This is a genomic window from Prochlorococcus sp. MIT 1011, assembly GCF_047305235.1.
In the GTDB taxonomy this organism is placed as follows: Bacteria; Cyanobacteriota; Cyanobacteriia; order PCC-6307; family Cyanobiaceae; genus Prochlorococcus_B.
The window spans coordinates 143,924-170,152 of the sequence record NZ_CP138983.1 but is presented as its reverse complement, the minus strand read 5'-3'; the positions used below and the strand labels follow the sequence as shown (position 1 = coordinate 170,152).

24 protein-coding genes and 1 tRNA gene are annotated in these 26,229 nt (G+C 36.6%); 9 read left to right on the top strand and 16 right to left on the bottom strand.

All coding sequences use genetic code 11. The features are described 5' to 3' along the window. Position 1 precedes the first annotated feature (1 nt). Both SIB75_RS00810 and recA read left to right on the top strand, forming a co-directional pair. Complete coding sequence (locus tag SIB75_RS00810) at positions 2-781, top strand: HAD family hydrolase (RefSeq protein WP_413683575.1); 780 nt, start codon at positions 2-4, stop codon at positions 779-781. A 112-nt stretch (positions 782-893) separates the two neighbouring features. Then, positions 894-2,027 carry a recombinase RecA gene (gene recA, locus SIB75_RS00805; protein WP_413683574.1) on the top strand — a complete coding sequence of 378 codons (1,134 nt, stop codon included), beginning with the start codon at positions 894-896 and terminating at the stop codon, positions 2,025-2,027. Positions 2,028-2,046: 19 nt separating this feature from the next. Here recA and SIB75_RS00800 read toward each other — a convergent pair whose 3' ends face one another. Next, positions 2,047-2,286, bottom strand: a complete 240-nt coding sequence (locus tag SIB75_RS00800) for a DUF2839 domain-containing protein (protein WP_413683573.1) — start codon at positions 2,284-2,286, stop codon at positions 2,047-2,049. Between the two features lie 39 nt (positions 2,287-2,325). Further along, the gene (locus SIB75_RS00795) at positions 2,326-3,774 is read right to left on the bottom strand and encodes a helicase (protein ID WP_413683572.1); all 1,449 of its coding nucleotides are present in this window, start codon (positions 3,772-3,774) and stop codon (positions 2,326-2,328) included. A gap of 73 nt (positions 3,775-3,847) precedes the next feature. Between SIB75_RS00795 and SIB75_RS00790 the strand changes: the two genes are divergently transcribed. Further along, on the top strand, positions 3,848-4,708 hold the full coding sequence (locus SIB75_RS00790; protein WP_413683571.1) for a prephenate/arogenate dehydrogenase: 861 nt from the start codon (positions 3,848-3,850) through the stop codon (positions 4,706-4,708). Between the two features lie 6 nt (positions 4,709-4,714). On the opposite strand, the gene crtD is transcribed toward SIB75_RS00790, so the two are convergent. Further along, a complete protein-coding gene (gene crtD, locus SIB75_RS00785) occupies positions 4,715-6,232 on the bottom strand; it encodes a C-3',4' desaturase CrtD (protein ID WP_413683570.1) in 1,518 nt (505 codons plus the stop codon). Positions 6,233-6,260: 28 nt separating this feature from the next. Between crtD and SIB75_RS00780 the strand changes: the two genes are divergently transcribed. Further along, positions 6,261-7,148: a fructosamine kinase family protein gene (locus tag SIB75_RS00780; protein WP_413683569.1), complete on the top strand. Its 888-nt coding sequence runs from the start codon at positions 6,261-6,263 to the stop codon at positions 7,146-7,148. A gap of 35 nt (positions 7,149-7,183) precedes the next feature. Here SIB75_RS00780 and SIB75_RS00775 read toward each other — a convergent pair whose 3' ends face one another. Further along, entirely contained in the window at positions 7,184-7,546 is a 363-nt protein-coding gene (locus tag SIB75_RS00775; protein WP_413683568.1) for a CAAD domain-containing protein, read from the bottom strand. Positions 7,547-7,669: 123 nt separating this feature from the next. Here SIB75_RS00775 and SIB75_RS00770 point away from each other — a divergent pair, with 123 nt between their 5' ends. Then, positions 7,670-8,179 carry a M67 family metallopeptidase gene (locus SIB75_RS00770; RefSeq protein WP_413683567.1) on the top strand — a complete coding sequence of 170 codons (510 nt, stop codon included), beginning with the start codon at positions 7,670-7,672 and terminating at the stop codon, positions 8,177-8,179. 23 nt (positions 8,180-8,202) lie between these two features. Next, positions 8,203-9,351 (top strand): molybdopterin-synthase adenylyltransferase MoeB, encoded by a 1,149-nt coding sequence (gene moeB / locus SIB75_RS00765; RefSeq protein ID WP_413683566.1) that lies wholly within the window; start codon positions 8,203-8,205, stop codon positions 9,349-9,351. A gap of 2 nt (positions 9,352-9,353) precedes the next feature. Here moeB and SIB75_RS00760 read toward each other — a convergent pair whose 3' ends face one another. After that, the gene (locus tag SIB75_RS00760) at positions 9,354-10,505 is read right to left on the bottom strand and encodes a cob(I)yrinic acid a,c-diamide adenosyltransferase (protein WP_413683565.1); all 1,152 of its coding nucleotides are present in this window, start codon (positions 10,503-10,505) and stop codon (positions 9,354-9,356) included. Between the two features lie 133 nt (positions 10,506-10,638). Between SIB75_RS00760 and larE the strand changes: the two genes are divergently transcribed. After that, complete coding sequence (gene larE / locus SIB75_RS00755; protein WP_413683564.1) at positions 10,639-11,484, top strand: ATP-dependent sacrificial sulfur transferase LarE; 846 nt, start codon at positions 10,639-10,641, stop codon at positions 11,482-11,484. Between the two features lie 55 nt (positions 11,485-11,539). On the opposite strand, the gene speD is transcribed toward larE, so the two are convergent. Next, positions 11,540-12,007 carry an adenosylmethionine decarboxylase gene (gene speD / locus SIB75_RS00750; RefSeq protein WP_413683563.1) on the bottom strand — a complete coding sequence of 156 codons (468 nt, stop codon included), beginning with the start codon at positions 12,005-12,007 and terminating at the stop codon, positions 11,540-11,542. 42 nt (positions 12,008-12,049) lie between these two features. Next, on the bottom strand, positions 12,050-13,150 hold the full coding sequence (gene recF / locus SIB75_RS00745; RefSeq protein ID WP_413684749.1) for a DNA replication/repair protein RecF: 1,101 nt from the start codon (positions 13,148-13,150) through the stop codon (positions 12,050-12,052). 78 nt (positions 13,151-13,228) lie between these two features. Between recF and SIB75_RS00740 the strand changes: the two genes are divergently transcribed. Next, positions 13,229-13,302, top strand: a tRNA-Arg gene (locus SIB75_RS00740). 14 nt (positions 13,303-13,316) lie between these two features. On the opposite strand, the gene SIB75_RS00735 is transcribed toward SIB75_RS00740, so the two are convergent. The 8 genes from SIB75_RS00735 to SIB75_RS00700 form a co-directional block, all read right to left on the bottom strand. Next, positions 13,317-13,769 (bottom strand): N-acetyltransferase, encoded by a 453-nt coding sequence (locus tag SIB75_RS00735; protein ID WP_413683562.1) that lies wholly within the window; start codon positions 13,767-13,769, stop codon positions 13,317-13,319. A gap of 1 nt (position 13,770) precedes the next feature. Beyond that, positions 13,771-16,755, bottom strand: a complete 2,985-nt coding sequence (ppc, locus tag SIB75_RS00730) for a phosphoenolpyruvate carboxylase (RefSeq protein WP_413683561.1) — start codon at positions 16,753-16,755, stop codon at positions 13,771-13,773. 35 nt (positions 16,756-16,790) lie between these two features. Further along, a complete protein-coding gene (gene gshA, locus SIB75_RS00725) occupies positions 16,791-17,930 on the bottom strand; it encodes a glutamate--cysteine ligase (protein WP_413683560.1) in 1,140 nt (379 codons plus the stop codon). Continuing rightward, positions 17,927-19,447 (bottom strand): anthranilate synthase component I family protein, encoded by a 1,521-nt coding sequence (locus SIB75_RS00720; RefSeq protein ID WP_413683559.1) that lies wholly within the window; start codon positions 19,445-19,447, stop codon positions 17,927-17,929. Before SIB75_RS00720 ends, gshA begins: the two co-directional genes overlap by 4 nt. Before the next feature lie 61 nt (positions 19,448-19,508). Beyond that, positions 19,509-19,934, bottom strand: a complete 426-nt coding sequence (psaD, locus tag SIB75_RS00715; RefSeq protein WP_413683558.1) for a photosystem I reaction center subunit II — start codon at positions 19,932-19,934, stop codon at positions 19,509-19,511. A 96-nt stretch (positions 19,935-20,030) separates the two neighbouring features. Beyond that, on the bottom strand, positions 20,031-21,422 hold the full coding sequence (locus tag SIB75_RS00710) for a sensor histidine kinase (protein WP_413683557.1): 1,392 nt from the start codon (positions 21,420-21,422) through the stop codon (positions 20,031-20,033). A 436-nt stretch (positions 21,423-21,858) separates the two neighbouring features. After that, the gene (gene rodA, locus SIB75_RS00705; protein WP_413683556.1) at positions 21,859-23,133 is read right to left on the bottom strand and encodes a rod shape-determining protein RodA; all 1,275 of its coding nucleotides are present in this window, start codon (positions 23,131-23,133) and stop codon (positions 21,859-21,861) included. A 9-nt stretch (positions 23,134-23,142) separates the two neighbouring features. After that, positions 23,143-24,228: an Mrp/NBP35 family ATP-binding protein gene (locus tag SIB75_RS00700; protein WP_413683555.1), complete on the bottom strand. Its 1,086-nt coding sequence runs from the start codon at positions 24,226-24,228 to the stop codon at positions 23,143-23,145. 179 nt (positions 24,229-24,407) lie between these two features. Here SIB75_RS00700 and hemF point away from each other — a divergent pair, with 179 nt between their 5' ends. Then, positions 24,408-25,454: an oxygen-dependent coproporphyrinogen oxidase gene (gene hemF, locus SIB75_RS00695; protein ID WP_413683554.1), complete on the top strand. Its 1,047-nt coding sequence runs from the start codon at positions 24,408-24,410 to the stop codon at positions 25,452-25,454. Between the two features lie 11 nt (positions 25,455-25,465). On the opposite strand, the gene SIB75_RS00690 is transcribed toward hemF, so the two are convergent. Beyond that, on the bottom strand, positions 25,466-26,221 hold the full coding sequence (locus SIB75_RS00690) for an N-acetylmuramoyl-L-alanine amidase (RefSeq protein WP_413683553.1): 756 nt from the start codon (positions 26,219-26,221) through the stop codon (positions 25,466-25,468). Positions 26,222-26,229 lie beyond the last annotated feature (8 nt).

The following is a 26,229-nucleotide window of genomic DNA, read 5'->3' as shown; positions in this document are numbered from 1 at the left end:
AGTGATAGAGAAACCTCTGCTTGTTCTTGATTTTGATGGCGTCATCGTTGACGGCATTAAGGAGTATTGGTCAAGTTCTCGTCAAACTTGTCTAAATATATTTTCTGCCAAAGAAAAAGAAATTATTTCTTTTCCTACTGAGATCCCCAAAGCTTTTAAGGCTATGAGACCATGGGTTCATCATGGTTGGGAAATGGTTATTCTGGCTGCTGAATGTTCAAATAAAACTAGTCAATTAAACTTAAAAGGTTTACAAAATTTCTCAAGTAATTATCAAATAGAATGCTCCTTAGCTCTTGAAAAATGGGGTTGGACACCTTTTCAATTACAAGAAGCTTTAAATCAAACCAGAAGAGAAGCAATAGCAAATAATTTCAATCAGTGGTTAAATTTTCATCAGCCTTTTTCTTTAGTCACTCAACGCCTCAAGACACTTGAGAAGGACGGCATTGAATTTGCTGTTTTAACAACAAAAAGTATTGAGTTCACAAAAAAACTTTTGGATTGTTTCGATCTTCAGCCAAAGCTTATTTTCGGCCACGAATCAGGAAGTAAAGTCGATGTCTTGAACCAACTCTTACAGACAAGAATAATTCAAGGTTTTATTGAAGATCGAAGAACAACCTTAGAAAAAGTCTTGGAAGATCCAAAGCTAAAATCTATACCTTGTTACCTAGCAAGCTGGGGATACTTAAAACCTCAAGATAAAAATAATCTTCCTTGCGGTATTAAATTATTAAATTCAGAAACTTTACAAGAACCTATTCCTAAGTGGTCTTGACTTAATAGCGTACGTCTGTACTATCGGTTTAATTGCTATTCGTTGAGGAACTGAGCATTTCATCATCAATCCCAACGTCTGTTGTTATCCCTCTGAATTAAAGTTATTTGTCATGTCAAACGAAGGTAAGTCACTCCAATCTACTGAACCTAAGAAAATAGACGCAAAGCCTGGTGAGAAAGAAAAAGCATTGAGCTTAGTGGTTGGACAAATAGAACGCAATTTCGGGAAGGGTTCAATCATGCGCCTTGGGGATGCATCAAAAATGCGGGTAGAAACAATATCTACGGGTGCTTTAACTCTTGATTTAGCTCTTGGTGGCGGTTATCCCAAAGGACGTGTAATTGAAGTTTATGGTCCCGAAAGTTCTGGAAAAACAACGCTGACATTACATGCGATAGCTGAGATTCAACGTAATGGCGGAGTTGCTGCATTTGTAGATGCAGAACATGCTCTTGACCCAGTTTATGCAGCTTCTCTTGGTGTTGATGTAGAGAATCTTCTCGTATCTCAACCAGATACAGGCGAGATGGCATTGGAAATCGTTGACCAACTTATTAGATCTGCTGCAGTCGATCTAGTTGTTGTTGATTCAGTCGCTGCACTTACGCCCCGTTCAGAAATAGAAGGAGAAATGGGTGATCATTCAGTCGGCGCTCAAGCTCGTCTAATGAGTCAAGCAATGAGAAAAATTACTGGAAATATTGGCAAGTCTGGTTGCACAGTAATTTTCTTAAATCAATTACGTCTAAAAATTGGTATTACATATGGGAATCCAGAAACAACAACTGGTGGAAACGCTCTTAAATTTTATGCCTCTGTAAGATTAGATATTCGTCGTATTCAAACTTTAAAGAGAGGAACTGAAGAATATGGAATTCGTGCAAAAGTGAAAGTCGCAAAAAACAAAGTTGCACCTCCATTCCGAATAGCCGAATTTGATATTCTTTTTGGAAAAGGAATTAGTACTCTTGGTTGTCTTCTTGATTTAGCAGATGAGACTAATGTCGTTACTCGTAAAGGAGCTTGGTATAGCTATGAAGGTGACAATATTGGGCAAGGGAGAGACAATACCATTACTTGGCTTGAACAAAATCCTGAATCAAAAGAAATAATTGAAAAGTTAGTGAAAGAAAAATTAACTGAAGGCTCAGAAGTAAGCGCTAATTCAATGAGACCATTGGCGACAGCTGCTCGACAGGCTTCATCACGATCAAACCTAAGCCAAGTTTCAGCGAACGGTTAAAGGTGAAAACATACTAGCTTTACCTAATATCAGCAGGAATCCACCACCCTGCAGCAGGTCCAATAAAGCGAACAATGATCCAAAGAATAACTAAAGCAGCAATGCCTACCCATCCTGCACGAATACTTAATTGTATGAATTGATCTCTTTGCGCTTGCGTAACAGGAAACCAAGAGACAATACGCGGTGACTCATTCCTAGAGTTTTTCTTACTACGAGGTTTTAAGCCTTGCTCAGATCTTCGGCGTGCTTCTCCCATTATAAAAAAAACAATATTTTTTAATCTAAGAGATTGATTTTAATAAGGCAATAAACGCTCTAAAGCGACCCATGGTTCAAGAGCTTCGAATATTAGTTTTCCCCAACTTCTATAGTGCATGCGTCCGTCAAGTATGGCGACTCGAGTATCTTTACCCCTAATAATTGCAAGCGATTTAAGAAGGGTAGTAAGGGTTTCTGGGAAAAGGAATTCTCGAAACCAGTCACGACCTTGATGCTTAAGCATTTCAACTTTAGCGGCTATCCAGGGTGATTCTAAAGTCGGCAATGGAATTACTGGGAAAATCAATTGATCTGGAATTGGCAAATTGTACTGATTAATAATCCACCAATTACAGCCACAACAAATAATCCCATTAGTTTCAATATTAGTAGTTTCATGAACGACTCTCAATCCAAATTCTCCAGCCAATTCACTAGTTATCTGAAGTCGTAGCTGTAAATCATCTACCAAAACAATAGTTGGGTGAGTACGACCAAGAATTAATCTTTGACACTGTCTTATAATGTGGCGATAAAAATGAGACGTATTTGGCAAAGGTTGTCTTTTAGGAACAAATAAAGGAGTAGGTTCTTGATCAAATTTATTTCCTAAATGCACCTTCACATCGAAAGTAAATTGTGTTTTATTTAAATCTAAAAAGAAAGAATCGCTTTGATCTGAGTTATTCAGCATCAAAAGAGAATTTTTTGATAGCAGACCTGAGAGAGTTTGCAAAGGAAGCAAAGGTTGAATATACCAATCCCAACTAAGTTTTCGATTATCTAGTTTCGCCCATGTTACCCATTCATTGTTGACGATATTAAGAGCTCGTTTCCAAGGCATTGCCGAAGGCAAGTCATCTTTGAGAATTTCTTTTAATGCTAAAAGTTCCCTATAGTCAATTCTTATTACAGCATCAGAACTTACAGAATGACTGAAAAGACTTTGACTTAGACGCTCATGAACTTCAATAATTGGAGCTTCAAAACGTGCGTAAGAAGCAATCAAATCTTCCCAATCTTTTGGAGTGATTTTTATAGACATAGATTCTCTAAGCTCATTAGAAATAAACTCAGATTCAGGAAATATTAATTGGCGATTGTTTAATAAATCTTTTTCATTCGCAAAAACAAGATCTTGGTATCTTAGAACCCAAACTTTTTTATCTGAGGGAGTTAATTCAATTCCTTCTACATAATCGAAATCTAATCGACTAGATCTTAACTTTGGCAATTCCACTTCAAATAAGTGTCGATATTGTCTCTTTGAAAGAACAAGCACAATATTATTGTTATGCAAACAAAGTGGAATCAAAAGGCCAGGCCACCAAAAATTTCTACTGTCACTTGATAGCTGAATAAAAGTATTATCTTGACGACTTAAACTTCTAGATATCAGTCTTGTTAGAGTCAGATTATGAGGCCATAGAGCAAGATTCTGTTGATAGTATTTTTTTAGATGTTTATGTGAATTTACCTCAAGCATTAGTAGTACCTTTTATCAATAAATTCTTTTAATCATGTTGCCCTATCAATAAAGATATAGAACAATACTATTTATGGAGCTTAAACCAAAACCCTCTGAAAATATTGGAATTGTTGGATTAGGTCTAATTGGAGGATCTTTAGGCCTAGATCTCCAAAAGCTTGGATATACAGTTTATGGGATTACTCATCGAGAAAAAACTGCACAAAAAGCCAGAACAAGAAAACTAGCCCAAATTGTTAGTACCGATCTGAGTGTATTAAACAATTGTTCTCTTATTTATATTGCTTTACCACTTGAGCAGCTCCTAAATCCTTCAACAGCTTTAGTTAATGCCATTCCTAGAAATTCTGTTGTTACTGATGTTGGATCTGTAAAAGTCCCTATTTTAAATACTTGGAACAAGTTACATCCACGTTTTGTTGCTAGTCATCCAATGACAGGGACGGAGGAATCTGGCGTGAACGCAGGTCAACATAATTTATTTAAAAATAAGCCATGGGTCGTAACCCCAAGCAAAGAAACTGATCAAAAAGCCCTCGACATAGTGCACAAAATTGCTTTATCACTTGGGAGTCAATGGATAAGCTCTGAAGCTCAAACACATGATGAAGCTGTTGGATTGATTTCACATTTACCAGTTCTAATTAGCGCGGCATTGCTCCAAACACTAACTACAGATGTAAAGCCTTCCTTATATTCACTTGCAAAAAGTATCGCATCCACTGGGTTTACTGATACATCTAGAGTAGGAGGTGGCAACCCAGAGCTAGGCGTCTCTATGGCAAAATTTAACAAACAAAATATAGAGAGACATTTGGCCTCTTATAGACATTCTCTAGATCTTTTTGAAAAATATTTACTTGAAGAGAACTGGAGTGAACTCGAAAAAATACTAATAAATACTCAGAAAGAAAGACAAAAATTTTTGTAAAACCTACTAATTAGAGACAGGGATATTCAAATATCTCCCTTTACATTCCATTAGTTGTCTGATAACCATCATCGCTGATTGGCTGACGCCAGCTGTACCTTCACCGGGATAAATTGAATCTCCACAAAGCCATAAACCTCTGAGAGGGGTTCTACTTGACAAGCCAAAAGGGCCAAATTGATCTGGATGTTGACCAAGGCCTCCGACTATACCACCAGGACGGCCTGTCCACTTTTCAAAGCTTCTTGGGGTTGAAAGTTCTTGATGATCCCAACTCGTCTCTAGCAAATCAAATTTTTTATTTAAAATACTTCTAATCTGTTTTGATATAATGTTTTTTTTTCTTGCATAGGATTGACTATCTAGGTTAGACCATTGATCAATATTAACAAATATACTTGCAATCAAAGTAGCCATTCCAGCTGGTGCACGCTGATCATCTTCCATGCTTATAGAAATAAATAAAGAACCAAAATTCTCATCGAAGAATTGAATATGCCCTGGACAATCAACTGGCAAGTCAGAACGATGGAGAGCTCCATAAAACACAAGAGCACCACTGGGCTTAGGTAATTTTTTTATAGTTTCACGATAAGTTGTGGATAAACCTCCATCAATAGGAATTAAATCTAAAAGAGATTGAGGAGGTAAGCTAAAAACAATATCTGATGCTTTTAGCTGTATCAAATTCTTTCTTCTATCAATTATATTGACATCAAAAATATTTAATTTATTTTTACTTAATATTTTGGTCACTCTATGCCCAATCAAAAGGCTTCCACCATCTCTCAAAAAACTATCTTTCAACAAATCGCTAAGAATTTGCATTGATCCATGAAGATGCCATAGGCCTCTAGGGGATTGGGCCATTTGAAGAACAGTTGCACCGTATAAAGCTGCCGTTCTACTTGCTGGCTCTTGAGAGTAAAGTTTTAATTGAAGGTCTAGAAAAATTCGTAGACGTCTATCTTTATGACAACCAGTTATTACAAGCAAGTCTGCAATAGTCAACTTACTCAAAAAACCTGTTAAAAGATTTGAAGGACGTATGGCTCTAATTAATTGACTTAAATCCCAAAAATTTCTTACAGGAAGTATTGGATCTCTTTCGACAAATTCCCAGTTACTTTCGTGAATTTTTGAACACAATGACCAGAAGATTTCACTCCCAGGAAACTGTTCTTGTCTTTCTTTCTGCCACCTCAATGGATCATGCCAAAGATTGATTGGCCTGCTCCCATCACCAAGTACAACTGAACACCCAGGATCTAAAATTTTTGCATCAGGTAACGGAATATCTAAATAATTAAACAAACGATGATGAATTCCTCCCCTCTCAAGGCCTGCAACTTGAGTAGCGCCTACATCAAAGGTATAAGAACCTCTTTTAAAAGTTCCTGCACAACCACCTAATTGACTATGTGCTTCTACCAAAATTACCTTGTAACCTTCTTTTGCGAGAAGAGCAGCTCCTGTTAAGCCAGCTATCCCTCCCCCAACAACAATGATAGATTCTTCAGACATAAAAAATTGTCAAGCGAGAATACGGTGAATGGAAGAATTAATCCAAAAGGCTCTTTCAAGTTCAAATAAAGTAAGCCAAAACTCATTAATAGAAAAAATAAGTCCGTTAGGCGGGGGTTGTATCCATAAAGCTTGGTGCATTCATTTCCAAAATGACAAGAGAGTTTTTGCCAAATCAAATCACATTGACAATATTAATATGTTTAAGTTCGAACGTGAGTGTCTTTCAGTTCTAAAAAAATTTGCTAATAAATCATATATCTGGGTTCCTGAAACACTTGACCTCATAAGTTATCAAAATATATCTATACTTTTTTTAGAATGGATAGATCTCAGACAAAGCCAACAAAATCTCCTTGGGAAAGGCTTAGCACTACTGCACAAATCCTCGAGTGAATGGAGCCAAAAAAATTTCGGATGGGAAAAAGAAGGTTTTATAGGTTCTAACACCCAAATAAGAGGGTGGGGAAGTAACTGGGGCGAATTCTTTGCCAATTATCGTCTTAGGCCACAACTTATACAAGCAAAAGCATGGGGGGTTAGAGTTGATGATTATGAGGATGTTTTAAAATATTTAAGTTCATATCTAAATGATCATCAACCAAGAATCTCAATAGTGCATGGCGATCTATGGTCAGGTAATTGTGGAAGTACTAAAAATGGTTTAGGAAGTCTTTATGACCCTGCTTCTTATTGGGCTGACAGAGAAGTCGATATTTCAATGACTAAATTATTTGGTGGTTTTAATAAAGAATTTTATAAAGGTTACGAAGAGATTTGGCCACTAGATAAATTTTCAAAAGATAGAACTGATATTTATAATCTTTACCATTTGCTTAACCATGCAAATATGTTTGGTGGATCATACAAAGAAAGTTCATTAAAAATATTAAAAGATCTGAGATCTCGTGTTTAACGAAACCTCAGATCTTTTGTTCTTTTCTTATTTATTTATCCTAAATACTCTTTTTTAAGATTTTGAACTTTATCAAAAACGGCTGTTCTTTTTTCACTTGTAGTTAAATTTTGCCAACTCCATTGGCCCAAAACTACTATTCCAAGAAGTTCTAGCAAACCAGGGAGAATTGGGAAGAAATTAACTGTATCAATAACAACCTTGATTAATACTTGAGCAAGCACAACCACAGCAATGATTCCTGCGGCCTTGCCATACTTACCCATCTGGGTCCAATCAATTTTGCTCAATGATTCATTAACTTTCCCCATTACATCACTGTAACGTTCCGAAAAATTAACACCTTCAGTTTTCCCTCCCTTTGATTCATCTTTAGAATCAGGATTTACATCAGACATGAACACAAGCGACTAAGCAGATATGGATTGAGCGTATCGAATTAATTTGATAAATGCCATAGGCTTTATAGAGATAAGTCCGAACCAAAATAGGGAGGATGCCGAATCAAATGACTTTTTCTTATGAAAATTCCAAAATATATTGAGTTCCATAACGAGACAAATTATGTTCTCTGTAGATTTTTAAAGGCAGCGGAACCAGCAGAAGGCTGCGCTATATTAATAGGTCAGAAAAAAACCTCCGCAACAGATAAAAAAAATTTTTGGAAAGTAACCCATATATGGAATTGTCGTAATATATGGGGGCAAACAGAGTCGCAATTAATTGATCAGAAGATAAAAGTTTTTTCTAATCAAAAAAATATTCAACTATCAAAAAACACTCGTTTCGAAATAGACGCTAAAGATCAAATTGCATCTCAAAAATGGTCAAGAGAGAATGGTTTAGAAGTTTTATGCTGTGCTCACTCTCATCCATCAGGTGAAAACAAACCGTCAAAAATAGACCTATTATTACATCAATCTCCTGGCCTTATGGTTATTTCAAATAAATATGGAGACTTAAAGGCATGGTGGATCACAAATAAATTAAACTTTCATAACGTGAAAATTGAAATTTTTTCTTTAACGTAAATTAATCAAGAAAGATTTGATTCATGGAGCAAAGCAAGAATGAAGCAAATTTAAATCTCGATGAACTTGCTAGGTATGCAAGACACATAAGTCTTCCTGAAATAGGTATCACAGGGCAAAAAAATTTGAAGACAAGCTCAGTTGCTTGCATTGGGACAGGAGGTCTCGGATCTCCACTTTTAATTTATCTTGCTGCAGCTGGAATTGGACGTATCGGAATAGTTGATTTTGATGTAGTTGAATACTCAAATTTACAAAGGCAAATCATTCATACTACAAATTCAATAGGTCTATTAAAAACAGATTCTGCCAAACAACACATACTTAAAATAAATCCTTCTTGTCAGGTTGATTTATTCAATCAAAAGCTAACAAGTGGTAATGCTTTGGAGATACTTAGAACTTATGATGTGATATGTGATTGTTCGGACAATTTCCCAACTCGCTATCTAATTAATGATGCTTGCATAATACTGAAGAAGCCTAATATATATGGTTCAATTGCAAGATTCGAAGGTCAGGTAAGTGTATTTAATTTAAAGGAAGATAGCCCTAACTATCGAGACCTTATTCCAACACCACCTCCACAAGAGTTAATTCCGTCATGCTCTGAAGCTGGTGTCATGGGAATTCTGCCAGGAATTATAGGTACAATTCAAGCAGCAGAAGCCATAAAAATAATCACAAATATTGGGTTTCCACTAAACGGAAGGATACTCATTTTTAATGCATTAAAGATGAGCTTTAAAGAGCTAACATTGAAATCGAGTCCAGAGAATAGAAATATCAGTAAACTAATAGATTATACAAGCTTTTGTGCAGAAGTTAAAGTCAAAAATGAGGTCGATTTAAATATAAAAAGTATTTCAGTTAAGGAATTAAAGACACTTCTTAGTCAAGCATCTAAAGAAACATTATTAATAGATGTTCGCAATCAAATTGAGCATCATGAATGTTCCATTTCAGGCTCAAGGCTCATACCCCTTAATACTATTGAAAGTGGGGAATCCATCAATGAAATTAAAATTCTTGCCTCACAAAAGAATCTTTATGTATTTTGTAAAAGTGGAAAAAGATCATTGCGAGCATTAGGGCTTTTAAAAAAGCGTGGTATTCAAGGTACAAATATTGAAGGAGGTATTGAAGCCTGGAATAAAGAAAATATTAATTAGAGCTAATAATCTACTCCCCTCTTTAAATCAACTCCTTTTTCTGCATAGTGCTTATGACAAACCATCTCAGAATGAACACTTGCTATATCAAAATATATAGGTTGGTTTTTACATCTCCCTGTAATAATCACTTCAGTCTCTGAGGGCTTCCGCAGCAATGTTTGAACAATAGGCTCAACTGGTAGGAGTTCCAAATCAACGGTTGGATTTAACTCATCCAAAATCACAGTCTTATAAAGACCACTAGAAATCGCTGCTCTTGCAATTTCCCATGCTCTTTCAGCTTCTACATAATCAATAGGCTTTTGCTGGCCCCTCCAAACGATCGCATCTCTACCAGATCGAAGATGGTCTACTAAATGAGGATAACTTTCTCGAAGAGCTGCTATTGCAGCATCCTCTGTATAACCACTACCACCCTTCAGCCATTGCAAAATTAATACACGATGACTTTTGTCCTGACTAATCCCTCTGCCAATAGCTTGTAAAGCTTTACCCAAAGCACTAGTTGATTTGCCTTTTCCTTCTCCGGTATATATTTCAATTCCACCAACATTATTCTCAAAAGGGGTTTCCGCATTATTAATCTCAGGGCGTCTGTGAGCTCTCATTTCAGAATGAAGTTCCGCAACTTTAATTAGAGGGTTTGGTGCAGCTCTTCCAGTGACGATAATTTCCATACCGTTTGGTCTTGCAGTAAGTGTTTTAACAACTTCTTCAACAGGCAATAATCCCAAATCCAAAACAGGATTCAATTCGTCCAAAACAACAACTGAATATAGGGCACTAGCAATTGCTCCCTTTGCTATGTCCCATCCTCTTTGAGCTTCTTGATAATCAAATTTAGTAGCTTGATCGGCGTTAAAAAATTCACCCCTCCCAGTCCTAACTTGATCAATCAGGTGAGGAAAGCCTTGCTGCAATGCATCAATTGCTGCATCTTCGTCATAAGAGCGACCAGGTCCTTTCAAAAATCTAAGAAGTAATACTCGTGTTTGTCTTTTCTCACATATACCCAGACCTATAGTACGCAAAACCACCCCCAAAGCTGCTTGGCTCTTGCCTTTACCTTCTCCGTCATAAACATGTAATTGTCCGTGACTACGTTCCTGGCTTCCCGATGCTGTCGTAATTCCTATACCGTTTGATACCACGATCGATAATTTTGCTTCTTATGCATGCAACTTAACTTCTTCTCCATTAGACGTCATAGAATATGCAAAATACATACAAAGATAAAAGTGTTTAGAAGTTTGAATTTAACCAAATCAATGATCTTTTAGAAAAGTGTTTTTTAGTCAACTGGAATCCTTAACTGAATCAGAACTGGAGCAATTAAAATTGTTGAGAGAGTTTATTAAGGATATCAATAAGGCTTGTGTTGCATTCTCTGGAGGCGTTGATAGTTCTTTAGTAGCAACAATCGCTCAAGAACAGCTAGGTTCAAAAGCCTTTGCTGTTACAGGTGTCTCTCCTTCCTTAGCCCCATATTTACTCAAGCAAGCTCGTCTTCAAGCAGCTTGGATTGGTATTCGTCATGCAGAATGCAAAACCAATGAAATCAATGAGCCAAATTACTTTAAAAATCCTGAAAATAGATGCTTTGCGTGCAAACAAGAATTGCACAAGCATTTAAATCAAATATCTCAAAGATTCCATAATGCTCAAGTGCTTGATGGAGTTAATCATGACGACCTTCAGGACTTTAGACCAGGCATTAAGGCATCTAATCAAGCAGGAGTAATATCACCTTTGGCCGAATTAAAAATAGATAAAAAATCAATTCGTTCGATTTCCAAATCATTAGGGTTACCTTGGTGGGATAAACCTGCTCAACCATGCTTAGCATCTCGCATTCCTTTTGGAGAAGAAATCAGTTCAAAAAGGCTGGAGCAAATTGCCTTAGCAGAAGAATGGATTATTAATCAAGGTTTTTCTAAAGTACGTGTAAGAAGTCAGGGCCTATCAGCCAGAATCGAATTGCCCGCAAATGAAATAAATAACTTTCTGAAAATTATTGAAAGGAATCAATTAATTGAATATTTCTTATCTTTAGGTTTTCATTCCATCAGTTTAGATCTAGAGGGTTTGATTAGTGGGAAACTTACTAGAGATATAAAGAAGACCACTTAAAAAATAAACTCTCATATAGAAATGGTTTTGGAATTACTGTAATTGAGGATTTTGTTTAGGGTTCACGATGCAAAACTTGGATTCCTGAAGGAATCTCTCTCGCGATATTTTTAAAAGAGAAATTCTTAGCCAAAAAATCCTTAAAAAATAACTTACAAGCCTTTTCAGGCATCGTATGGTCACCACAAGTGAATACATCAATGGCTGCATAACCAATCTCGGGCCATGTATGTATTGATATATGGGACTCAGCCAATAAAGCCAAGCCTGTAACCCCCTGAGGTTTAAAACTATGTGTTACCAAATTCATGAGTGTTGCACCAGCAACTTTGGCCGATGATGTAATAGTTGTCCTTATAAAAGCTTCATCATTAAGCTTCGCATGATCACATTGGTAAAGTTCAAGTATGCAGTGCCTACCAATATTCTCACTAGAATTAATATTTATAGTTTCGATATCCTTTGACTCCCAAGAGTCATTCCATCCAGGGTTTGGATGCAATTCTGGGAAAGAAGGTTCCATAATCTATCAAACAATCATTTCCACAATAACCGACCAATAGTTTTAAGAAAAAGGATCTAATTGCATTAATTGTGAGTTTTGTACCCACTCACCTTCAAAGGATTCTAAATGTGTTGCACTGATTAAACACTGATGTTTCTCACCAACAGCATCTAAAAGCAATAATTGTCGTTTTGGATCCAACTCAGCCAAAACATCATCTAAAAGTAAAATTGGAGATTTGCCATAAACCGTTTTAATTAATTCTAATTCTGCCAATTTCAAAGCCAGCACAATAGTCCTCTGCTGACCAGCAGACCCAAAACGTCTAGCATCTACCCCATTTAGTAAAAACTTTACATCATCACGATGAGGACCTACTCGACAATTACCCGTAATCTCTTCCTCAGACCTCATTTCTAAAAGTTGACGTTCAATATTCTCCCTCCAAAGCCTTTCACTCTCTTCACCTTCAAGTTTGCTACCCGGTAAATATTTGATGTTCAGATTCTCCTTACTATTACTTAAATGTTCTTGCCAGCTTGAAGCTATTGGAAGTAGACGATTTAAAATACGCCTACGTCTTCTATGAATTCTTGTGCTTACCAAAGCCATTTGCATATCATAAGAATCTAATAAGATATTTTGATCCTTGTTCGATTGAATACTTAAATTGCGCCAAAGCTGACTTCTTTGCCGAAGCAATCTAGAAAACCTTCCAATCAAATCAGAATAAATAGGCTCAAGTTGTTGAACAATTCTATCCAGCCAATGCCTTCTAAGAGCAGGTTCTCCTCTAATTAGTTCTAGATCAAGAGCACTAAAACCTACACTTCTTATCGGTCCAATCAAATCAATTTGACGAGTTAAAAGTTTTTCATTTTTATAAGCTTTTCTCCCACCTTTTCTATTTAATTCTAAAGAAACTTTTTGATCATCTTCAATCATCGCAGATACGCAAGCCTGATCTTGGTCCCAATAAATTAAATCCTGGTTTCGATTAGATCGATGAGAACGTAAACTTGATAGAAGCTCTACGGATTCAAGAAGATTAGATTTACCAACTCCATTTTGACCTATTATTATCAACCGATTTTCAGTTAACTCAAACTGAAAACATCGATAATTTCGAAAATTATTAAGTTCTAACTGGTGAAGTTGAATGTTTCTTTATGGAATTTGTATGTAAGCTAATTTTAATGAGGTCTCAGTATTTGGCCTTTTTTATAACAACCCCTTTTTGGGCATGTAGCTCAGTTGGATAGAGCATCAGATTCCGGTTCTGAGAGTCGGGGGTTCGAGTCCCTCCATGCTCGTAAAATTAATTTTTTCAAAGTCTAAATCCCATTGTTTTGATTCCATTTGGATCTAATAAAAATCCATTAGCTTTTAATGGATTAATTGAAATTAATGGAGCAGCAACTGAAATGCTACAGCCAGGCAACTCCCGTCTAATAATTTCAATTGCTTTAAATACCATAATAGACATGTAGGTTTCTTGTTGGTCTCCAGGCTCTGCCGCTAAATCCCACAAATTTGCATTTAAACCTTTATCGCTAGTCACACGCACGAAACCTACAAGGTTATCAGAAGTCTTTTCAAGGAGAGTTAAATAAAAATCAGACTTTTTCAAAGCTAATTCTAACTTCCTTGGTTGATGAGTATCTTGATTACATCTTGATAGGAGCCTATTTATTTTACGAACAGAAAGGAGTTGACTCCGTAGCAGAACTAAGCCCTCAGGCATTTGAGGACATTTATTTCCTGAATTTAATCCAAGCATATCATCCTGTGTTTCTCATCCCTGCAGCAATGCCATTGATAGTCAACAATGCTCCTCTCAATAACTCACTACGGCTATATGTACGTGAACTTTGACTAGAGTCAACAGTCAAATCTTCACTAATTGGTGGTTGACGATTCTGATCTCTTAATCGCTTAAGAAGAGCGACTTGGAGGAATCCTAATGGAACAATGGTCCTATTTCTCAAATTGACAGACAATTGCAAAGCAGGGTCTGCACTTAAAAGTTTTGACTTATCAGTGATTTCTAAAATTAATTTTTTAGTCAAGTTATATTCACTTGAGATAATCTCAAAAATTGCAGCAAATGCATCGCGATTATCATTACCACCTAAACTAACCATATAGTGGTGGGCAACATCCAAATCAACTTTCGAAAGTGTCATCTCTACTTTAGATATCAACATTCTAAAGAATGGCCATCTTTGATTCAACATTCTCAACATCTCCATTTGATCGGGGTCTGTATTTAGTTCAGTAGATAAAGCTGTGCCAACCCCAAACCAACTTGGTAAGAGGAAGCGACTTTGAGTCCAACCAAAGACCCATGGAATCGCTCGAAGACTGGATAAATCTTTTGCACCACTTTTTCTTCGAGCAGGACGACTAGAAATTTGTAACTTACTGATTTCTTCTATTGGAGTAACTACCTGAAAAAATTGAACCAAATCTGGATTATCATGAACTAAAGCTCGGTAATGCTCTCTTGAACGGGCGGCAAGTCTGGTCATTAAATCATTCCAACTTGGCGTAGCATCTAATTTATTTGTAACTAAGCTATTTTGAAGGACAGCCGTAGTTACAGTTTCAAGATTATATAAAGCTAACTCTGGTAGGCTATATTTTGAGGCAAGAACTTCCCCTTGCTCAGTAATCTTTATGCGGCCTTGAAGTGTGCCGCTTGGTTGAGCCAAAATTGCTTGATAAGCGGGTCCACCACCTCTTCCAACAGACCCTCCCCTACCATGGAAAATCCGTAATGCTATTCCTTGTCTACTAGCCAGATCTTGAAGTGCTATTTGGGCCTTATGAATTTCCCAATTACTTGAAAGAAAACCAGAATCCTTATTACTATCAGAATAACCAAGCATAAGTTCCTGAAGCGGTTGCTTTTTCTCTCCTACTCGTGGAAGTAATTTGCGATAAATGTCTGTCTGGAGCAACGACTCCATTACAGCAGGAGCATGCTGTAAATCCTCAACCGTTTCAAATAATGGAACAACAAGAAAATCAGCAGCCCCTAAAGTTGGATCAATCAACCCTGACTCTTTTGCTAAAAGTAGAACTTCTAATAAATCTGATGCTGTATGGCTCATTGAAATTACATATGAGCGACATATACGAGTGCCAAATTCTCTCTGAAGCCTATGAAGCATATGAAAAACTGAGATAGTTTCTTGAGTACTTTGAGACCACTCAAAAGCAGGAGGAATAAGAGGTCTCCGAGTATTTAATTCCTTCATCAACCAAGTGACTCGTTGATCCTCGCACATCGCTCCATACGACTCAGGCAGATCTAAATAGCGAGTGAGTTCATCCAAAGCATCACTATGTCGAGTACTTTCTTGCCTAATGTCTAAACTTGCCAAAGAGAAGCCAAAGATATGAACTTGATTTAATAATGTATCTAAAGGTTCACATGAAAGGTCCGTACTAACTAGACTGTTCCTAATGAGTTCTAATTCATTCTTAAACTCATCTACAGATCTATAGTGAAAAAATTCATCAAAACTATTTTTGGTAGACATTAAAGGCTTTCCTTCAGGCGAGAATTGCCATCCAGCATCGGCGAGCTGCTTATTACGTAGTTGAGTAAGTCTTAACCTCTCAAGTGTATAGCTAAGCTTCAAGCGATAAGGTTCTAATCGGTATCTCGCAGCTCTTTCCTCATAGACCTCAGGGAAACGAACTCTGTCCATCTCCAACGACTCTAAAAGAGGAGAACTTACTTGACTCCATTGCATAGATATACTCAGTTGGTCTCTAAGCTCTTGAACTGAGGCAATATATCTATCCAACATTAATTGTCTTTGATAACATGCTGTTCTCCATGTAATTTCGGGAGTAACAGACGGGTTCCCATCTCGATCTGAACCCACCCACGAACCAAATGTACAAAAAGCTTCATTAGGAATCTCTACATCTGGATAACTTGAAGCTAATGCAGTAGTCAACCTTCTTCTCAATTGGGGCATAGCATCAAACAAAACCTGCTGAAAGTAATGAAGTGCATAGTCAACCTCATCAAGAACAGTCGGTTTAAATTGATGAAGCTCATCAGTTCTCCACCAAAGTCTTATCTCCTCCTCTAATTGCAGCCTGAAAATCTCCTTCTCAGATTCGGAAATTAAGCTATTAGATTGAAGTTGTTGCAAAAGAGTTGCGACTCTACGTTGCTTGTGTCTAACAGTATGTCTAACTATTTCAGTTGGGTGAGCTGTAAAGACTAGACGAATATCCATTTCCCTCATCAGAGCATCAAGTTGAGCTGGAGGGACATTTAGACGCCGTAATCGCTCAAACAATTGTCTAAAAGTTGCTGGCGCAGTCTGACTTGCTAAAGCTGGAGCAAATGGATCTATTTTATAATTGACATTGTCTAATTTACCTTTTTTCATGCTTTCTAAATAACTATCTTCTTCTATACGTTGCTCAAGAATATTTACTAACTGAAAATAAAGTGAGAAAGCCCTAGCAGCAGATATAGCCTCAGCTAAATCCATTTCTGTAATTAACTGAACTATTGCCTGAGAAGAATTATCTTTCTTTGACTTGCTAGGGTCACTTAATTGTTTTAAACGCAATAATCGGTCTGTTTGATTAGGAGGACATTCACTTTTGAGAACTGTTTTCCAAAGATCCTCAACTAGTTCAAGCCTTTGTTGCAATAAATATCCAGGATCTTGATCCTCAACACATACTGTCGAGTGATTAGAGATATTTTCGTTAGAAAGATTTTTCAACATAAACCTATTATGAGGCAGTTCTCCCGACTTAGTCACTAATAGGTTGATTTCAATTGAATGAAATTAGTCTCTTCTCGTTCCATTTCACTAATACCTTTCTGGAGCAAAGACTGAATTGAGACGCCTTTGGAATAAGAATTCAGCCATATCATAGATTGATTTCCTTTTCTCAAAACAGATCCAATAGGTTGCAATAACTCAAACATATCAAGCTCCTTAGCTAAAGGAGTTACATCTAACAGAAGTTCATTTATCCACTCACGACAGGTTATTTTATTTCCATTTTTCCAATGAGATAGATTTCCATCCAGACTATATTTAGCTGCAATCAAATCATTTTCATCTGCCAATCGAGCCAATTCTTTTGGTGTTTTGGAGCTCGCTTCCATGGGATCATATTTTTTTATATTGTTTTTAAGGTTAATAATTCTTAGTTCAAGTAGTGCTGTAATAGCCAAAAGCAAATCAACATTACCGACTAAATCGCATATCCTTAGCTCTAATCGATTTAAAACATGAGGTCTTTGAGGACCATTTGGCCTTACTGATGTCCACAAATGTCTTTCATTTTGCATATTGCCCATAACTAGTTGATTTTCAACCCATGAAACATAGTGTCCATGATCCACAAACATAGGCACGTTCAAGGGTGTCTTAGGGAATTGAACCCATCTTTGAGAATGTGCTCCAGTAGCATTTCCTCCTAAGAAAGGAGAACTAGCGCTTAATGCCAACAATAATGATGCCTCACATCTAACCAAACGAAGGGCCGAAAAAAGTAAGGATAAATTTTCAATACCTAAATTAATATGAATACTTGCTGTTACAACTTTTGTTCCATAAGTTTTTTCTATATAAGAGTGATAGGGATTTCCCAATTCTGACCTTTCAAATTTTGTTGTATTGCCAAGACTTAGTGTGCTACCAGGAAGAATTGTCAGTTTTTTGTAATCAAGCCATTTCCTAAGTTTTATTCTTGGTAGTAGTAGAGCATGTTTTAAGACTGCATATCTTTGATCTGGGATAGTTATGTACTCAAGATTTCTTTGATCCGGCTCTTTGACAAAATCTGATAGATCTTTAGTAATGGCGGATGAAACCCCTACATTTTCACCAGCGAATGTGCCAGTAAAAAGCTCCACTTCAAACCCCTTTAAAAGCATAAAGTTGGTCATGAATCAGGAGCTTCTAAGCAAGCTAAAGCTGTGAACATACCTTTCGCTTTATTTAAAGTTTCTTGATACTCATTAGAAGGTATGGAATCTGCAACAACTCCTGCCCCAGCTTGAACTTGAACAGTAAAGTCATTATTGTTTTTCCTACGAACAACCATTGTTCTGATAGTAATCGCTGTATTCAATGCTCCATTTAAATCCATAGAGCCATAAATGCCGGAATAAGGCCCCCTACGTTGTTTTTCTAATTGATTGATCAGTTGCATCGCTCTTATCTTTGGGGCTCCACTTACAGTTCCAGCGGGGAAGGAAGCAATTAACAAATCCCAAACATCATTCCCTTTTTTTAAAGTACCTTCAACCTCACTGACTATGTGCATTACATGCGAATATTTTTCTATAACCATTAATTCTTTTACAAAAACACTACCTGGGTTGCAAACTCGGCCTAAATCATTTCGACCTAAATCTACTAGCATCACATGCTCAGCTCTTTCTTTTGGATCTTGTAAAAGATCTTTCTCTAGAGTTGCATCTTCCATATCATTTTTACCTCTTGGACGTGTACCAGCAATTGGTCTCAAGCTTGCTTGAATCCCCTTTTCTGTTTGTTGGGCCTTAACCATTACCTCTGGACTAGAACCAATAAGTTGCCACTCTCCAAAATCAAAAAATGCCATAAATGGAGAGGGATTTACCATCCGCAAGCTCCGATACAACTCAAAAGGTTTTTGTGGGACAGTCGACTCCAATTTTTGACTAATAACCAACTGAAAAACATCACCTTTTTTAATAAATTCTTTTGCTGATTCCACACTATTCTCAAAGTCAGTTTTTGAAGTTTTATAAGTCATATCAAGAGATCTTTTAGCATTTTCATTCCACTTTAAAGACTTCACTGGCTTTAGAGGCGAAGCCATTAGATCTTGAAGTTGATTTATTTGTTCACAGGCGATTTCGTAAGCCTGCTCAGGAGAAACTCCATCATTTAAATCTCCATATGCCACAGCTGTTATTAAACGTTTGACTTGATCAAAAATAAGAATTTTGTCCATAAACATCCAAATACCATCGGGCAAGTCTTGATTCGAAAATTCACAGGTGGGTACTGAGGGCTCAATCCATTGAATTAGTTCATAGCCCCACATTCCAAAAAGTTGCCCTAGTTGCGGCAAGCCAGACAAAGAAACAGATTTATAAGGTTTAAGCATTGTCCTGAGTATTTCAATTGGATTGCCATAAAACTTTTCTTGTTTTCCGTTTCTCCAAAATCTAGTCAATTCATTACCACTTACTGTCGCCCTCCAGAGAGGATCTGATGCAACCACACTCCACCTACCAATAGTTTCTCCGCCTTCAACTGATTCAAGCAATACTCCTGGAGGACTGTCGTTACCAACTTTAAGCCAGGTTGTAAGTGGGGTTTCCAAATCTGCTGGCCAACTTTTTGCCAAGGGGATATAGTTTGCCCCGCTGGACGCAGATAGAAGAAATTGTTCCTTATCTAAACTAAGCATGACTGCATAATGGCAGCCCAATATATATATTTAAAGGGGTCAATAGTTTAAATCAAATGAGTCATGCATCGTAAGTTTTTTTCCCGCTAAACTTCAAGCTTGCTGGATTAGGATTTTCTCCAATCCTTCTATTATTGTAGCCTTCTTTTAGCCTACCTTCATTGGGCTTCTCAGAGAAAACACCATCTTTAGGGAAAAGTAATTCTCTATCTCCTCCAGGATAAATTCTATATATTTTACTTGTTTCAATTCTTGGCTTAAACCCTCTTAATTGAGTATTCAAAGCAAAACACTGTTCTTTTCTAGCAAAGTACATAAGATTATCACCTTGATGCATTATGGCAGCTCCTCCAGTTGGAAGTTCAAAAACTTCCGAGGTTTTACTTGTCCATGTAATTGCATATTTTTCTTCGGTTTCAGCCGAGTTCAATAGCCCACCGGTGCTACCAATATGCTTTGGAAGTGTTCCAGGTAATACTTCGGTCATGCTTTCAATTAAATCAACTTATTCTTTATATTTTTAAATTAGCACTTTATTTTATGCCTTTTGATACATTTCACGTCAACTTCACACGCGTCAACATTAATCAAGAAGATCAAATTCTTTCAATTCAGAAATAGGAAAAAATATCGTAATTCCTTTATCTCGCCTATTCGTAAGACGACCACCAAGACTTTTCAAAAGCCTTTGCGTTGCAGCCTGACTAAGCTGCAAATTACCTGTGGCTGGATTCCAACTAAGTACTGGTCCAATTTCTTCATTCGAAACACTTTCTGAGATTTCAGAATTGGTAGCTGTGGGAAGCTGAGTTAAAATCTGAAGCTTTAGTCTCTGTCCAGCTGGCCTTAATTTCAAAGTTAATTCCCCACCCGTCTGCAATCCACGACTGTTACGGTCAATTAGACCTGTAAGCATTAATTCAAGCCCATCAGAATCACTCAAAACTTTTGGTAGATCTGGTGTGATATCAAGAATAAGTTTCAAACCTTTTCTCTCTAACTGATTACTCCAAACCGGATATAGGATTGTGAGCATTTTCCCTAAATCAGTTAAAGCCAAATTTGTTTTCTCTGGCTTGCTTCTCTCTAACTCCACTGCATTAAAAATCAAACCAAAACGATCAATTTGTTCTGTACATTCAATATCTATTTGCTTTAAACGCGTTTCAACGACTTTAGGTAAATCTTGCTTTCTTAAAAGAGATCTTATTAAAGTTCTTATAGTAGCCAATGGAGTTCTAATTTCATGTGTTAAAGCCTCTAGTAAGGAAATTTCACTATTTTTTGAACTTGATTTGTGATCATTAGTTAAATTATCTGGCAAAGTTTGAATATTCAAACTTGGTGCAATATCTGCGAGACGTTGAGATAGTAGAGGCCAAAATATTTTAGATAAATCATCATTGGTTTTTAGCTGGCCCATCTCTCCTAGTGCGTTGCGGAGATTATTTGCTTGTTCAACATTTTCTGTATTCAATCTATTATCAAGTAATGTCAAAAGATCACTCAAAGTCTCAGGATCACTTCGCATCAATAATTTTCTCTCCTGAGTATTACCTTCCAGAGCTAAAGCAATTTGAATTTCAGGAGTAATTACTATTAGCAAAGGATCGTTTCCATCTTCCTCAAGAAGAGTCAAGCGCTCATAGTCTGAAGAATCATTATGGAAATCCATCGAAACTGATTGACTTGGAGGCAACATCCCTACGGAAGGATTTTTAAGGTTTAACAAATCTTTTGGAGCCCAAACCCATCCTTGAAATTTCTTGAGTAATTTAGGTTCATATAATGCTGGCAAAGGTGAAGACATCCATAAACCTCTTGTAAGGTTCATTGGCAACAAAATATCTGACTGAAGAGTATCCAGAGCTGCCCACCACATTCTTCTTACTGCAGATTCACTGCATGTGGAATGAGATACACCTTCAGCCATCCTTTTTTGTAAAGCTTGAATAGTAACTAGAGGTGTTTTCACGAAAACCTCCAAACCTCATACCAACCTTTAAATCCAATTGATTGATCAAATTTTAAAGGATGAAAAATCATAAAAATTGGAGTTTCAACTCTTGAAGGTTTTTAAAATGACTATTGTGAAATAGTTAGATTGAGAATTCCTAAGTCAATCTATTTAATAGATAAATAAAGTTTCTCTAAACAAATTAAGTTCATGGGAGCTAATTCGTCTATGAGTCAGGATTTAGAAGGAGGAATATCTCCTTTAAATTCCATTAAAATAACAATAACTAATTCAATGAAACTAATGTTTAATATTGAAGTGAGGATTCCTTCCTTTACATAGATGAAAAAACTTAACCTCAAGATGGTATTTAGAGGTTAAACCATACTGAGACTCAAAGATTTTTTATCACTAAACAAATGCATCTATGCATAGAATCAGCAGAAGTGTCTAGTTAAAGATTTTTTCTTATTGACTGCCCTCGTCTTGAGACAGATAAACACAAGCCCAGACTTATAAAATTAACAAATAACGCAGTTCTTCCATAGCTCATAAAAGGTAATGGGATTCCAGTAACAGGACCTAAGCCAATAGTCATAAATATATTCACCATGATTTGAAAGACAAACATTGAAGCTATTCCAATAACAACTAAAGATTCAAAATCTGTACGCGCATCAACAGCTATCTTGATTAATCGAAAAACTAAAATAAAAAATAAAAATACTACTAATAAAGTTCCTATAAAACCTGTCTCTTCTCCAAGAGCACTAAAAATGAAATCAGTATGTTGTTCGGGGATGAATTTTAATTTAGTTAATTGACCTTGCATAAGGCCAGATCCAATCAATCCTCCTGATCCAATGCCTATTTTACTTTGAAGCATATGATATCCACCACCCAAAGGATCTTGGCTAGGGTCAAGAAAAATGATTAGTCTATTTCTTTGATAATCTCTTAAAACAGTTTCCCAAAACCAAGGAGTGATTTTTGCTATTAATGAATGAAAAAAGATAGAAAATAATGTTAGTAATTTTTTTAGTTTTGGAAAAGACTTATAAGATAAAAAACCAATTATTGGAATCCAAATAAAAAGTCCAAATGTATATAAATATGAGAGTAATCCTGTAATCAAAGTTGCAAAAACAATCAATGCCCATTCATATGGCATTCCTGACCAATACAACATTCCAAGAAGTATAGCTCCAAAAACAAGAGATGTTCCTAGATCGGGTTGTATAAAAACTAAAATCCAAGGCAAGAATGAAACTAAGAAAGGTTTAATTAAATGAGATAAATCAGAAAACCTTTTGCGATCCAATATAGAAGCCAAGGCAAGTATTAAGATTAATTTTGCAAACTCCGATGGCTGAACATACAATCCAGCAAAGCTCAACCACCTTTGCGCTCCTAAGGCAGAAGTACCGCTAAGATTCACATAGAATAGTGTTAAAATAGTGAAAAAATATATTGGTATAATGTATTTTCGTAAATCCTGTAAAGGAACTTGAGCTAAAACATAAACAATTAACGACCCTAAATAAGCAATAATTGCATGTTGATACCAATTTGTAATTCCAAGATTTCTTTGAGTGCTTGCAATTAATAAACAAGATAAATGTACTAAAATAAAAGGTACAATCCAAATTACGAAATCAATATTTTTCCAATTTTTTTTGTTTCTAACTATTTTTAAATTAGATATTTTATATCGACCAAAGCCCATCATTACTTTTAATCACTGTTTAACAGATAATGCATTACATAGAGTTCCCGCAAGTTCTAAAAATACTTTTGCTGTTAGTGAATCTGGAGATGTATGAACGACTGGCAGGTCCTTGCCTGTACCAGAATAGTTATCAGACTCTATTGGTATCTGCGAAAGTAAAGGTACATTATTTTCTTTGGCTAATTGATTACCTCCTCCTGAACCAAAAATCTCATATGATTTTTGCGGTTGATCCGGAGGTATAAAATAGGTCATATTTTCTATCACCCCAAGTACGGGAATATTCATTTGTTTAAACATTGCCAACCCCCTTCTTGAGTCTTGAAGAGATACATTTTGTGGAGTTGTAACTATTATCACACCTGCCATGGGAACTGCCTGAGCCAAAGAAAGTTGAGCATCTCCTGTCCCGGGAGGAAGATCTACGATTAAAAAATCACGTTCACCCCAGGAAGCTTGATATAAAAATTGTCGGATAATGCCATTAAGCATTGGGCCACGCCAAATCACTGGCTGATTTTGATCAATTAATAATCCCATTGAAACCATTCCAATTCCGCACGTTTCAATGGGAATAATCTTTTGCTCTGCACCAGATCCACTAACTTCCGGAGTTATTTCGCTAACACCAAGCATATAAGGCGTATTTGGCCCATAGATATCAGCATCGAGCAAGCCAACCTTAAAACCCTTTTGACTAAGTGCACAAGCTAAATTTACAGCAACAGTACTTTTACCGACACCACCTTTACCACTACTTATAGCGATAACATTTTTTACTTTTGGTATTGAAGTTAATCCCTGAGATTGCCCACCATGCCCGGCTTGACCAATAGGAGCATCCTCAGAGGGAGATGAATCACCTATCTCAATTTGAACTTCTTCTATATCGTCCAGCGAATTAATGCTCTCCCTTATATCGTTAGCCATTTGACTTCTTTGCTCTATCGCAAAATTAGGCAGAGTCAGTCTTACAACAACTTTCGGTGGCTTTACAGAAACTACTTCGAGCCATCCAAGTTCAACAATAGAACGTTTACTTCCGACATCTTTGATTGAATTAAAAGCTTTTAAAACCTTCTCGTTGGTTTTCATTCTTAATTTCTATTACTTACGATGATAGTAAAAAAATCGACAAATATTCCACCTCATTATCCAATGATATTCGCTTTAGTAATCAGTAAAAAATAGTCGCAATACAAACTTTTCCAATATTGATGTGAAATTTGCATCATTTGAAAGTATTTTTTTAGAGAAAGCAAAATAGAATTAATTTGTCCTCCTCACAAGACCAAGCCAATTTACCGGCAGAAAACTCAAGAGATCGAGCCAAAAAGCTTGTTCTAGGACTTCAAGATGAAATTTGCGCTGGCTTGGAGACTATTGATGAAGAAGGCAAATTCGTAGAAGAATCTTGGGAAAGACCAGAGGGTGGCGGGGGACGTTCAAGAGTATTAAAAGATGGAAAAATCTTTGAACAGGGAGGAGTGAATTTTTCTGAAGTACATGGCAAAGAACTTCCACCCTCAATTATTAGCCAAAGGCCCGAAGCAAAAGGTCACTCTTGGTTTGCGACAGGAACCTCCATGGTACTTCACCCCAAAAGCCCCTACATACCAACTGTTCATCTTAATTACAGATATTTCGAAGCAGGTCCTGTTTGGTGGTTTGGGGGAGGGGCAGATTTAACCCCTTTCTATCCATATCTATCTGACACGCGTCATTTTCATTCATGCCATAAAGCTGCATGTGACACAATTGACGAAAATCTTCACAAAGTCTTCAAGCCATGGTGTGACGAATATTTTTTCCTAAAACATCGAAACGAAACAAGAGGAGTTGGAGGTATTTTTTATGACTATCAAGATGGATCAGGTTTTCTTTATAAAGGACAAAATGCCAATGGGAAGGCCTCGAACATTTCAAAAGAACTAGGGAAATATTCTTTGAATTGGGAAAGTCTTTTTTCACTTGCGAAAGCATGCGGGCAAGCATTTTTGCCCTCCTATGAGCCAATAATCAACAAGCGAAAAAATCAAAGCTTCTCAACAAAAGAAAGGGAATTTCAGCTTTATAGGCGAGGAAGATATGCTGAGTTCAATTTGGTATGGGATAGAGGGACCATTTTTGGATTACAAACGAATGGAAGAACGGAGTCAATATTGATGTCATTACCGCCCTTGGCGAGATGGGAGTATGGATATAAGCCTGAAAAAAATTCACGTGAGGCACTTTTAACAGATTTATTTACTAAGCCTCAAGATTGGTTTACAGATAAAACGCTTGAAGAGAGGTGTCTACCTCATCAAGCATTAGATTAGGTAATGCACTTCTAAATTATTCCATTTAAAAAAGCCTGAACTATTTCATTTGCTAGAAGATTTATTGTTCTTTGCCTAGTTTTTAAATTCCTGAGATTTCTTTCTAGCAAACCCTCTAATTTCCCAATTTCAAGAATCCTTATTTGCCTTCTTGGAGCACCTAAACCTCCTCTAAATAAAACAGGAAACCGTCCAAATGCTCTTGCGATTGACTCGTCTATTTTATTTGGCGTCTCAGCGAAAGAAGGGATCAACCCTGAACCAACTCCATACTTACCGTATGCATCAAAATGAAGCTCAATTGCGTAGCCACCACGTTTGGCAAATTTCCGACCTACTGACCAATTCGTCCTTGGATCATTAGCGTCATCTATATTTCTTATTCCTGGATCATAAGATCGAATATTTAAACCTTTTTTTTTGCCAAGTTTAACAATTGATTCTTGTAATTTTAAATTCCAAAAAAGTTCATCACTAATTTCAGGATCCATTGGATTCAAACCAAACTTATCAACAGCTTCTCCAGGAGTACCAGCACCAGAAAATCCCTGAGAGTCTGCATGGCCGGCTAATATTAAAATTGGGATATTTTTATCTACATCTTTAGTCCCAACCCAAGTCGCAGGAAGATTTGAACTCTCGCCAATAAGTAGTTCTAGATCGTCAGCAAAATTTAAATTTCTAGTGTAATAAAGTTGTGAGAAAGCATAAAAAATACTAAAAAATACTATAAATTTTAAACCTTTTAATCCTTGTTTTCTCTCCACAACTACAA

What these genes read in the sequence shown, in the direction of transcription:
- recA (WP_413683574.1), top strand. Translation starts at nt 894, where the DNA reads ATGTCAAACGAAGGTAAGTCACTCCAATCTACTGAACCTAAGAAAATA.
- SIB75_RS00800 (WP_413683573.1), bottom strand. Translation starts at nt 2,286, where the DNA reads ATGGGAGAAGCACGCCGAAGATCTGAGCAAGGCTTAAAACCTCGTAGT.
- SIB75_RS00795 (WP_413683572.1), bottom strand. Translation starts at nt 3,774, where the DNA reads ATGCTTGAGGTAAATTCACATAAACATCTAAAAAAATACTATCAACAG.
- SIB75_RS00790 (WP_413683571.1), top strand. Translation starts at nt 3,848, where the DNA reads ATGGAGCTTAAACCAAAACCCTCTGAAAATATTGGAATTGTTGGATTA.
- crtD (WP_413683570.1), bottom strand. Translation starts at nt 6,232, where the DNA reads ATGTCTGAAGAATCTATCATTGTTGTTGGGGGAGGGATAGCTGGCTTA.
- SIB75_RS00780 (WP_413683569.1), top strand. Translation starts at nt 6,261, where the DNA reads ATGGAAGAATTAATCCAAAAGGCTCTTTCAAGTTCAAATAAAGTAAGC.
- SIB75_RS00775 (WP_413683568.1), bottom strand. Translation starts at nt 7,546, where the DNA reads ATGTCTGATGTAAATCCTGATTCTAAAGATGAATCAAAGGGAGGGAAA.
- SIB75_RS00770 (WP_413683567.1), top strand. Translation starts at nt 7,670, where the DNA reads ATGAAAATTCCAAAATATATTGAGTTCCATAACGAGACAAATTATGTT.
- moeB (WP_413683566.1), top strand. Translation starts at nt 8,203, where the DNA reads ATGGAGCAAAGCAAGAATGAAGCAAATTTAAATCTCGATGAACTTGCT.
- speD (WP_413683563.1), bottom strand. Translation starts at nt 12,007, where the DNA reads ATGGAACCTTCTTTCCCAGAATTGCATCCAAACCCTGGATGGAATGAC.
- SIB75_RS00735 (WP_413683562.1), bottom strand. Translation starts at nt 13,769, where the DNA reads ATGCTTGGATTAAATTCAGGAAATAAATGTCCTCAAATGCCTGAGGGC.
- ppc (WP_413683561.1), bottom strand. Translation starts at nt 16,755, where the DNA reads ATGTTGAAAAATCTTTCTAACGAAAATATCTCTAATCACTCGACAGTA.
- gshA (WP_413683560.1), bottom strand. Translation starts at nt 17,930, where the DNA reads ATGACCAACTTTATGCTTTTAAAGGGGTTTGAAGTGGAGCTTTTTACT.
- SIB75_RS00720 (WP_413683559.1), bottom strand. Translation starts at nt 19,447, where the DNA reads ATGCTTAGTTTAGATAAGGAACAATTTCTTCTATCTGCGTCCAGCGGG.
- psaD (WP_413683558.1), bottom strand. Translation starts at nt 19,934, where the DNA reads ATGACCGAAGTATTACCTGGAACACTTCCAAAGCATATTGGTAGCACC.
- rodA (WP_413683556.1), bottom strand. Translation starts at nt 23,133, where the DNA reads ATGATGGGCTTTGGTCGATATAAAATATCTAATTTAAAAATAGTTAGA.
- SIB75_RS00700 (WP_413683555.1), bottom strand. Translation starts at nt 24,228, where the DNA reads ATGAAAACCAACGAGAAGGTTTTAAAAGCTTTTAATTCAATCAAAGAT.